At 75.7% G+C, this 9,245-nt stretch carries 7 protein-coding genes; 5 read left to right on the plus strand and 2 right to left on the minus strand.

Annotation, left to right across the window (positions count from 1 at the left end):
• Positions 1 to 33: 33 nt before the first annotated feature.
• Positions 34 to 1,785, minus strand: coding sequence for an acyl-CoA dehydrogenase (locus ACN6LD_RS37480; RefSeq protein ID WP_445045494.1), 1,752 nt, complete (start codon positions 1,783 to 1,785; stop codon positions 34 to 36).
• Positions 1,779 to 3,614, minus strand: coding sequence for a fatty acyl-AMP ligase (locus ACN6LD_RS37485; protein ID WP_319196596.1), 1,836 nt, complete (start codon positions 3,612 to 3,614; stop codon positions 1,779 to 1,781). The genes ACN6LD_RS37480 and ACN6LD_RS37485 overlap by 7 nt, the downstream gene beginning before the upstream one ends.
• Positions 3,615 to 3,834: 220 nt before the next feature.
• On the opposite strand from ACN6LD_RS37485, the gene ACN6LD_RS37490 reads away from it, so the two are divergent.
• The 5 genes from ACN6LD_RS37490 to ACN6LD_RS37510 all read left to right on the plus strand — a co-directional run bounded on the left by ACN6LD_RS37490 (position 3,835) and on the right by ACN6LD_RS37510 (position 9,181).
• A complete protein-coding gene (locus ACN6LD_RS37490; RefSeq protein WP_445045495.1) occupies positions 3,835 to 6,450 on the plus strand; it encodes a BTAD domain-containing putative transcriptional regulator in 2,616 nt (871 codons plus the stop codon).
• Positions 6,451 to 6,608: 158 nt separating this feature from the next.
• Positions 6,609 to 6,779, plus strand: a complete 171-nt coding sequence (locus tag ACN6LD_RS37495; RefSeq protein WP_445045496.1) for a hypothetical protein — start codon at positions 6,609 to 6,611, stop codon at positions 6,777 to 6,779.
• Between the two features lie 95 nt (positions 6,780 to 6,874).
• A complete protein-coding gene (locus ACN6LD_RS37500) occupies positions 6,875 to 7,285 on the plus strand; it encodes an SAM-dependent methyltransferase (RefSeq protein WP_445045497.1) in 411 nt (136 codons plus the stop codon).
• 6 nt (positions 7,286 to 7,291) lie between these two features.
• Positions 7,292 to 8,173: a hypothetical protein gene (locus tag ACN6LD_RS37505; protein WP_319198306.1), complete on the plus strand. Its 882-nt coding sequence runs from the start codon at positions 7,292 to 7,294 to the stop codon at positions 8,171 to 8,173.
• 21 nt (positions 8,174 to 8,194) lie between these two features.
• Positions 8,195 to 9,181, plus strand: coding sequence for a hypothetical protein (locus ACN6LD_RS37510; protein WP_319198304.1), 987 nt, complete (start codon positions 8,195 to 8,197; stop codon positions 9,179 to 9,181).
• Positions 9,182 to 9,245 lie beyond the last annotated feature (64 nt).

The following is a 9,245-nucleotide window of genomic DNA, read 5'->3' on the forward strand; positions in this document are numbered from 1 at the left end:
TTGCGGGAGAAAGGGGGGCGGCGGCGTCGGCGGTCAGCCGGGCAGCGGCGTGTTGTACAGGTCGTAGCTGCGGCGGTCGCCGAAGCGGGCCAGCACTTCCTGGTGCACGCGGGCCATGCACTCGGGGGGCAGGTCCGCGGCGGGGGCGCCGAGGCGGCGGGCGATGCGGTGCAGGGCGGCCGTCGCCCAGGCCGGGTCGGCGAGGAAGGGGTCGAGGTCGTCGCGGCTGTGCCGCCACACGCCGAGGACGGCGGCGGCGGCCAGGACGAGGACGTAGCGGTCGGTCAGGGCGAACCAGGCGGGGCGCACCGGGGTGTGCTCGTTCACCGGGGGCAGCGCGAGGATTCTGGCGCGCAGGTCGTCGAGTTCGTCGACGAACTGCCCGGCCAGGGCGCGCAGGGCGCGTTCGACGGGGTTGCGGGCGGGGAGGGCGGCGGCCGTCTCGATCAGGGTGGCGCTGAGGCTGTCGCGTCCGCTGGCGAGCACCAGGGCCGTGTAGTCGAAGGGGGGCAGCGGTGCGGCCGGGCGGAACAGGCCGGGGCCTGCGGGTTCGCCGGAGAACCAGCCGCGGGCCAGGCTCGGGAGCTGGGGGATGATGGTGGCCTGGCAGGCGACGGTCCCGGCGTGGCCGAGGCTGATGACCGGCACGTCCCTGATGTGTTTCTGGAAGACGCCGATGGTGCCGGCGCGGGTGTAGATCTGCGAGCCGAGGACGGTCGCCAGGTCGTACATCGTCTCGCTCAGGACGCGGGGCAGCAGTGCCTTGACGGCGGCCGAGTAGACGCTGGTCTCGGCCGGGTACAGGTGCAGGGCGCGGGTGGCGACGACGGCGAGGCAGTCGTAGAAGAGCAGGTTGACGAAGGAGTTGGCGAGGGTGGCCGCGGTGGCCTCGGGGTCCATGGGTGACAGGCCGCCGTCGCCCGGGCCCTGGATGCGGTCGACGAGGACCGCGGTGCGCAGGCTGGTGTCGACGGCCGCGGCCACCATGGCGGCGGTGAGGGTGCGGCTGACCTGGAAGGAGCGCAGTGCGGTGGGGACGCCGCTGCCGGCCGGCCCGAGGAGGGCGTCCTCGGGCAGCGGGCAGTCGTCGAAGTCGATGCTGTCCAGGTGGGCGCCGCGCAGTCCGACGGAGGGGCGGCGGGAGCCGGCCCGGTAGCGGTCGGCGGGCAGTGTGCGGGGGTCGAGGAGCAGTGCCGAGTGGCTGCCGCTGCCGACGCGGTCGTCGGTGCGGCAGAACAGCACCAGGGCGTCGGCGCGGCGCGCGTTGTTGACGATGGTCTTGGCGCCGGTGACGCGGAGCCGGCCGTCGGCGTGCACGGCGCGGACCTGGCTGCGGACGAAGTCGTTGGTGTGGGCCGTCTCGTGCTGGGCGATGGCGGCCTTGGAGCGCCCGATGAGCAGCCGGGCCAGCCAGTCCCGCTGGGGCCGGCTGCCGGCCATCCACACGTCGGATGCGGCCATGAACGTGCTCATGCCGTAGCCCATGCCGAGGCTGACGTCGCGGCGGAAGACCGGACGCATCACGCGCAGCAGCGTCTCCGCGCAGGTGAAGCGGCCGCCCAGGGCGCGGGGCACGTACTCGAGGTGCATGCCGAAGTCGTCGAGCAGGTCCTCGGCGTCGGCGGACAGCGCGGCCCGCCGGTCGGCGGACAGCAGTGCGGCGTAGCCGACCGGGTTGCCGGGGGCGGCCGGGTCCCCGAACCGTTTCTCCAGTTGGGCCGCGCGGTCCTCGGCGGCGGCGGGCCGGGCGGGGGGCCGCGGCGCGGTGGTGAGCGCGTTCACCACGGCAGGTCCCGCGGTCCGCCGGCGACGGCGGACAGGGCGTCCTGGTCCGCGGGCCCGGGCCGCACCAGGTTCTCGACCTGCGGGTCGAGGACCTCGAACAGGGGGGACAGCCGGTCCTCCAGGAACAGTCTGCGCATCAGGGTGCGTTGTGTCTTGCCGCTGGTGGTGCGGCGCAGGGTGCCGGGGCGCACCAGCACCACGTTGCCGACGGGCACGTCGAAGTCCCGGCCGATCAGGGCCTGCATCCGGCAGGCCAGGGCGTGCAGGCGGCTCTGGTCGGCGTGCGGGGCGCGCACCTCCTGGACGACGACGAGCTGTTCGCGGTCGGCGCCGACGGTGAACACGGCGCCGTGGCAGGCGCCGAGGGCGGGGCTGACCTCGCGCAGGGCCCACTCGACGTCCTGCGGGTAGATGTTGCGGCCGTTGAGGATGATGACTTCCTTCAGCCGTCCCGTGACGTAGAGTTCGCCGCCGTCGAGGGCGCCGAGGTCGCCGGTGCGCAGGTAGGCGCCGTCGCCGCCGTCGAGGACGGCGTGGAAGGTCTCGGCCGTCTCCAGGGGTTTGCGCCAGTAGCCCTGGGCCACGCTGTCGCCGCGCAGCCAGATCTCGCCGACGCGGCCCGCGGGCAGTTCGCGGCCGTCGGCGGGGTCGACGATGCGTAGGTCGAAGGCGTCGGCGCGGCCGCTGCTGACGAGGGTGCGGGCGGTGGCCGCGTGGGCGGGGGCGCGCAGCGCGTCGTGTTCGAGGCCCGGCTGGTCGACGGTGAGCCGGCCGTAGGGGCGGCCGGGGGCGCCGCCGGACACCATGAGGGTGGCTTCGGCGAGTCCGTAGGCGGGGTAGACGGCGGCGGCGTCGAGGCCGGCCGCGGCGAAGCGGTGGGTGAACGCCTCGAGGGTCTGGGCGCGTACCGGTTCGGCGCCGTTGAGGGCCAGGCGCCAGCGCGACAGGTCCAGGCGGGCGAGCTGTTCGTCGGTGATCCGGCGCAGGCACAGGTCGTAGCAGAAGTTGGGGCCGCCGCCGATCGTCACCCCGTGTTCCTCGATCATCCGCAGCCAGCGGACGGGGCGTTTGATGAAGGCGCTGGGGGCCATCTGCACGGACGCGCTGCCCAGCCACAGGGGGTGCAGGAGATGGGCGATGAGGCCCATGTCGTGGTAGTGCGGCAGCCAGCCGCCGAACCGGTCGGCCGCTGTGGTGCCGAGGGCGCGGCGCATCACCTGCTGGTTGGCGAGGAGGTTGCGGTGGCTGACCATGACGCCGCGCGGCTGTGAGGTGGATCCGGAGGTGTACTGCAGGAACGCCAGGTCGTCGGGGCCGGTGGTGGGCGGCCGCCAGTCGTCGGGGCCGTCGTCCTCGTCGACGTCGGTGGCCAGGCACACGACGTCGCCGCGGCCCGCGGTGGCGAGCCACAGCGACACGTCGGGGGCGTGTGCGATGTCGGTGAGGACGAGCTGGGCGCCGGTGTCCTTGATGATGCCGGTCAGGCGGTGCAGCCGCTCGCCGCGGTCGCCGGGCAGCGGGGCCGGGACGGCGACGGCTCCGGCGTACAGGCAGCCGGCGAACGCCTTGAGGAAGTCGGGGCCTGGCGGGTACAGCAGCAGGACGGGCCGGCCCTGGGCGCCGCGTTCGTGCAGCCGGAGCGCCAGGGTGCGGGCCGCGCGGTCGAGTTCGCCGTAGGTGAGGTGTTCCGCGGCGGTCGCGGCGCCGGTGTCCCGTACGAAGACGTGCGCGGTGGTGTCGCGGAGGGCCTGCGCCCGGTCGAGCAGCAGCCGGGTGAACGTTTCGTACTCGTCGTTGCGCGTGATGTCAGCGGCGGTCTCGCCAGTCACTTCGCCCCCTCGTGGTGCACTCGGGACCGGAGCGGGACGCGCCGTGCCCCCTTTCCGGCCAAGGCCTCCGCATGGTCATCGCCGGTGCTAAAGCAGGGCTTGCAGAGCTCTCATGCGAGACCGGCGCGGGGTGAGGGGGGCCGTCGCGGATAGGGGGGTGCTTGTCCGAAAACAGGGGTGGGGTCCGGCCTATCGTGGCTGGTCTAGGACAGGGGGCGCCATGCGATTCAGGATTCTGGGTCCGCTGGAGGTGCGGGGAGCGCCGGGCACGTCGAAGGCCCTGACGCCGCGCGCGGCGAAGATACGGGTCGTCCTCGCCACGTTGCTGGTGCGGGCGAACGAGATCGTGTCGGTGGACGGCCTGATCGACGAGCTGTGGGGCGAGGACCCGCCGCGCACCGCGACGACGACGCTCCAGGTGTACATCTCGCAGCTGCGCAAGCTGCTGCACGAGGTGGACGCCGAGCTGGGCCGCGACGCGCTGGTGACGCGGCCGCCGGGGTACGAGCTGCGGCTCGATCCGGCGCAGTTGGACCTGGCGGTGCTGGAGGAGCTGCACGGCCGCGGCCGGGAGCTGATGGACCGGCAGGACTACCGGGGCGCGGCCGATCTGCAGCGCCGGGCCCTGGGTCTGTGGCGCGGGCCGCTCCTGTCGGACACCCCGCACGGGCCGCTCCTGGACGCCACGGCGGTGCGGCTGTCGGAGACGCGGACGTCGGCGCTGGAACAGTGCATCAGGGCCGAGCTGCATCTCGGCCGCCATCGGGGTCTGATCGGCGAGCTGCAGGAGGTGACCGCGGAGCTGCCGCTGCGCGAGGAGTTCCACGCGCATCTGATGGTGGCGCTGTACCGGTCGGGGCGGCAGGCCGACGCGCTGCAGGTGTTCGCGCGGCTGCGCCGGGGGCTCGTGGAGGAGCTGGCCATAGAGCCCGGGCGGGGTTTGCAGGCGCTGCACCAGCGCATCCTGGTGGGCGATTCCCTGCTGCTCAGGCCTGCGGGGCGGGCCGACCGGGTCGAGCCGTCGCCGCCGGCCGCCGCGGCGCGGGCCGGCGCCGGGGCCGGGGCCGCGTGGGCGGTGAGCGGTGGACTTCCTTGCGGCGACCCGCTGTTCACCGGGCGGGAGGAGGAACTGGCGGTGCTGGGCGAGGCGTTGGGGCCGCCCGGCGGCGGGCTCGTCGTCCTTTCGGGCCCGGCGGGCGTCGGCAAGAGTGCGCTGGCCCTGGCCGCGGCGCACCGGGCGGGCGACGGCTTCGACGGTTCGGCGCTCGTGCGGCTGCGCACCGAGGGCGGGCGCCCGCTGGACGCGGCGGGGGTGCTGGCGCAGCTGCTTCGCCGGTTCGCCGCGCACGGTGCGGCGCCGGCGGGCGGCGGGGAACCGCACGTCGAGCTGCGGCGGTTGACGGCCGGCCGGCGGTGTCTGCTGGTCCTGGACGACGCGGTCTCGGCCGACCAGGTCCGTCCGGTGCTCGCGGCCATGCCGGACAGTACGGTGCTGGTCACCTGCCGGGGTGTGCCCGAGGGGCTCGACGGGCGGGTCGTCGCGCTCGGCGTGCCCTCGGCGCGCGACGCCCGGGCGCTGCTGCTGGCCGCGGCGGGCGGGACCGCGCCGGACGCGGCGCCGGAGGCGGGTGCGGGGGCGGGGGACGTCGTGGAGCTGTGCGGCGGTCTGCCGCTGGCGCTGCGGGCGGCGGGAAGCCTGCTGGCGAGCCGGCCGCGCCAAACGTGCGCGGCGCTCGCCGCGCGGCTGCGTGAGGAGCGCACCCGGCTCGCGGAGCTGGGTGCGGCGGACCCGGCGCTGCGCCCGCGGCTGCGGCAGGCCGCGGACGAGCTGAGCGATCCGCTGCGGCGGGCCTTTGGGCTGTTGGGGCTGCTGCCCGCCGGACCGTTCGGGCTGCGTGCGGCGGCGGCCCTGCTGGAGACGGATCCGCGGGCGGCGCGGGAGACGGCGGACGCGCTGGTGCGGGCGCAGGTCCTGCAGACGGAGCCGGCCCGGGCCGGCGGCGCGGTCGGGTACCGCATGCCGGAGCTGTTGCGGCTGCTGGCCGGGGAGCTGGTCGCCGCCGAGGTGGACGCCGAGGTCCGGCGGGCCGCGTTGGGCCGGTTGTGCGGCGCGGCGGCCGACGAGGTCGAGGCGGTGGGCGTGTTCGCCTCGGAGCCGGTCGAGGGACGGCATCCGCTGGACTGGTTCAGGGGGCGGCGGCCGGTGCTGCTGGCGCTGGTGCGCCAGGCGCACGCGGCGGGGCTGTGGTCGGCGACGCTGCGCCTGGTGGACGGCATGGCGGGGTTCCTGGAGTCGCTGGCGGCGTGGGAGGAGCGCTCCGTCTGCCACGATCTGGCGCTGGACGCGGCGCAGCGCACGGGTGATCTGGCGGCGCAGGCACGGCTGTTGCGGGCCATGGGCGATCTCGCCTGGCAGCGGCGGCGGGTCGCCGTGGCGGAGGACCTGTTCGAGCGTGCCCTGCTGACGGCCGACGCGGCGGGGGCCGACGACGAACGCGTGCGGGCGTTGACCGGCCTGGCCGATCTGCGGCTGGAGAGCGGCGCGACGGACGCGGCGGCGGCGCTGGTGCCGCGCGCCCCGGACGCGGCGGCGCCCGACCGCCGCGGCCGCTTCGAGAGCCGTCGTCTGCGGGGCCTGCTGGCGCTCGAGTCGGACGACCGGGACGCGGCCCGCGCCCACTTCGTGCGATGCCTGACCCACGCGACGGAGCTGGCGGACGTCCGCCTGGAGGCCTACGCCCGCCGCCGACTCGCCGACCTCGCCGGCCCCGGGGCGCCGGCGTCGGGCTGGTCGGAGGTGCGGCCCGGGGTGTGGAGGAAGGAAACGGCGGCGTGAGCGGGACCTTCGCGTTGCGGGGCTTCGGCGGCGGGTGAGCGCGGGCTCGACCCAGCAGCCGCGCAGCCCCCGCTTTAGCCGGGGGCGGATCGTGGCTGCGACCAGTCACGCGGGACCGGGGCTGTCGTCCGGGTCCCCCGCATCGTGCAGGAGGTTCCATGTCCGAGCAGGCCAACGGGCCCGTCGACGGCGTCGAGACCGTCGAATACGTCAACGTCGACGGCGGGGGCGGGGCCGCGGGCCTCGCCCCGCGTCTGCAGAGCGCGATCCCGACCGACCTGGAGCAGCTCGTCGCGGACATCAGCGACGGAACAGGGGCCGCTGACTGAGGGAGGCGGGGCGGGACGCGCCCGCCCCCTCGGGCGCGTCCCCGCCCCGTCCGCGTCCGTCGGGCCGTACGGCATCTCCCCGGAAGGACACAGCCATGTCCCTGCACACTCCCGACACGACGCTGGTGCGGCACATCAGGGTCGTGGGCGTCGGCGCCGGCGGCGCGCAGCAGCTCACGCAGGCCGCGCTGACGCAGCTGCGCGCGGCCGCGCTGGTGCTGCATCCGCTCTGTCCCGCCCTCGACGTAGGGCGGTTGGCCGCCGGCCCGACCGAGTCGCTGAGCGCCCCGGGCCCGGACGGCGCCGACGCCCAGGGCGCCTGCGCCCGCGTGCTGGAACAGATCCTGGACCGCGTCGGCGCGGTGGGCGACGTGGCGGTGCTGGTGCCCGGCGGCCCGCCGTGGGCCGGCCCGCTCGTGCGCGAGCTCCAGGAGCTCGCGGACCGCTGGGAGATCAGCCTCCAGGTCGAGCCCGGCGTGCCCGCCGTGCGACCGGCGGCCCGGTGACGGTGGATGCCGGACACCATCGACACCGCCCTGCTGCGCGGGTACGGGCCCGGCGTCGCCGCCTACCGCGACCAGCTGCGGCGGCTGCAGCGCGAGGCGCTGCTGGGCGGCGGAGAGGTGCTGGAGCGGCTGCTGGCGGGCCGCGCGGCCGCCCTGGCCCGGCTGCGGCCCGCGCCCTGGCTGCGGGCCCTGTCCGATGCGACCCTGCGTCAGATGCGCACGGTGCTGCGGTCCGGCGCCTACGCCTGTGCCCTGCCGCTGCGCGCCGGCGACCTGGCGCGGCTGATGGAGCTGGCGCTGCCGGGGCTCGCGGACGACACGGTGCTGCACCACCCCACCCACGCCCGCGCCGCCGAGATCATCCCGGAGCTCCCCCTGCTGCGCGGCCGCGCCGACGCCGTCCGTCAGGTGCTGGCCCAGTCCTCGCTCGACGAGCCGACCACGTTCCGCACGGTGGACGACGAGCACAGCCGCCCCGTCGTGCACGGGCAGGACGGGCCGACGCTCGGGGCGCTGGCCGGAGTGGCCCACGAATTGGGCCACTGCCTGTACGAGCGGGCCCGGCCGGTGCGCACGGCGCGCGGCCAGCTCGCCTCGGAACGGCTCGCGCACCGCTGGGAGGAGCAGGTCGTCGCCGCCTATCTGGCGGCGCGCGGCGGCGCCGAGGAGCGGCGCCTGTGGTGGCTCAGACAGCGTCGCGTGGACGCCCTCAACCTTCACTTCTTCCTGGCCGAACGGGCCGAACTGTACGGCCCGCACGACGGGTTCGAGGCTCTGGTGTCCCCGCGGGCGGGCGTCTTCCGGGAGTCGCTGTTCACCGTGCCGGGCTACCAGGTGGTGTACGCGCGGGCGTCGCTGGCCCGGCTGCACACCGGTGACAACCCCTGACCCGACGCGAGAGGACACACGATGAGCACCGTCGTCGCACGGGAGCGGACGCGGACGGAACCGCGCGGCCTCACCGTCGTCCGGCAGCGGTACGCCGCCCTGCTCACGGGCGCCGCCGCCGGCCCCGCCCCCTGGTCCGGCCCCGGGCCGGTGGATCCGCTGCCGCCGCATCTGTGCCGCCGGCTCAACCTCGGCCGGGCCCCGGAGTGCGGGCCGCGGTCGCGGACCGCGTACACCGGGCGCGAGGACTGCGAACTGGTGGAGTTCGGCAGCGGTGCGCTGCGGCTGCGGTACGCGACGGCGCTGGGTCCCGCGACGCTGGCGGACGTGGGCCTGTCCGGGTACCGCACGGTGCGGCCGGGGCCGCGTACGACGGCCTGGATGACGGAGGCGGTGGACACGCTGGCGGCCCTGTGTCCTGAGGCCGCGCGGGCGGTGGAGGCGTTCATCAGCGTGCTCGTCCTGCTCAAGCCGCGTCGCGAACAGGCGCCGCTGGGCGAGACCATGGCGTCCTGCTCGTTCCGGGAACTGCCGTTCACCGCCTTCCTGACGGGGCTCGGTCTGCATCATCTGCCGCCCGGCTTCATGTTCACCGAGCCGTCCGTGTACAGCCTGCAGGAGTCGCTGTACCACGAGGCGCTGCACCTGTGGCTCAACGAGGTGCAGCGCACCGACGACCACTTCGCCCCCGCGCGCGGCGACGGGCCGCACGGACGCGATGTGAAGATCTTCGTGTGCTGGCAGGGCACGTGGTGGACCGCGGCCCGCTGTCTGCACACGCTGTTCGGCTACGTCCACCTCCTCCGGCTGCGCACCGCGGCCCTGGAGCGGGCCGAGGGCGCGCAGGCGGCGCTCCTGGAGGAGGCGGTGCGCTCGGCGCGGGCCTGCTCGAGCGAGCTGCATCATTCGCTCCTGGACCGGCCGGGTCTGCTCAGCGCCGCCGGGCGCGAACTCCTGGACTGGATCGGCGAGTCGGTGCCGGGCCGCCCGGCGGCGGCCCGGCGGTAGCCGGGCGGTAGCCGGGCCCGCACACGGCGGGGGCGGGGGCGGGAGGGGGGGGGGGGGGAGGGGG

This window comes from Streptomyces sp. SAS_272 (assembly GCF_052543235.1).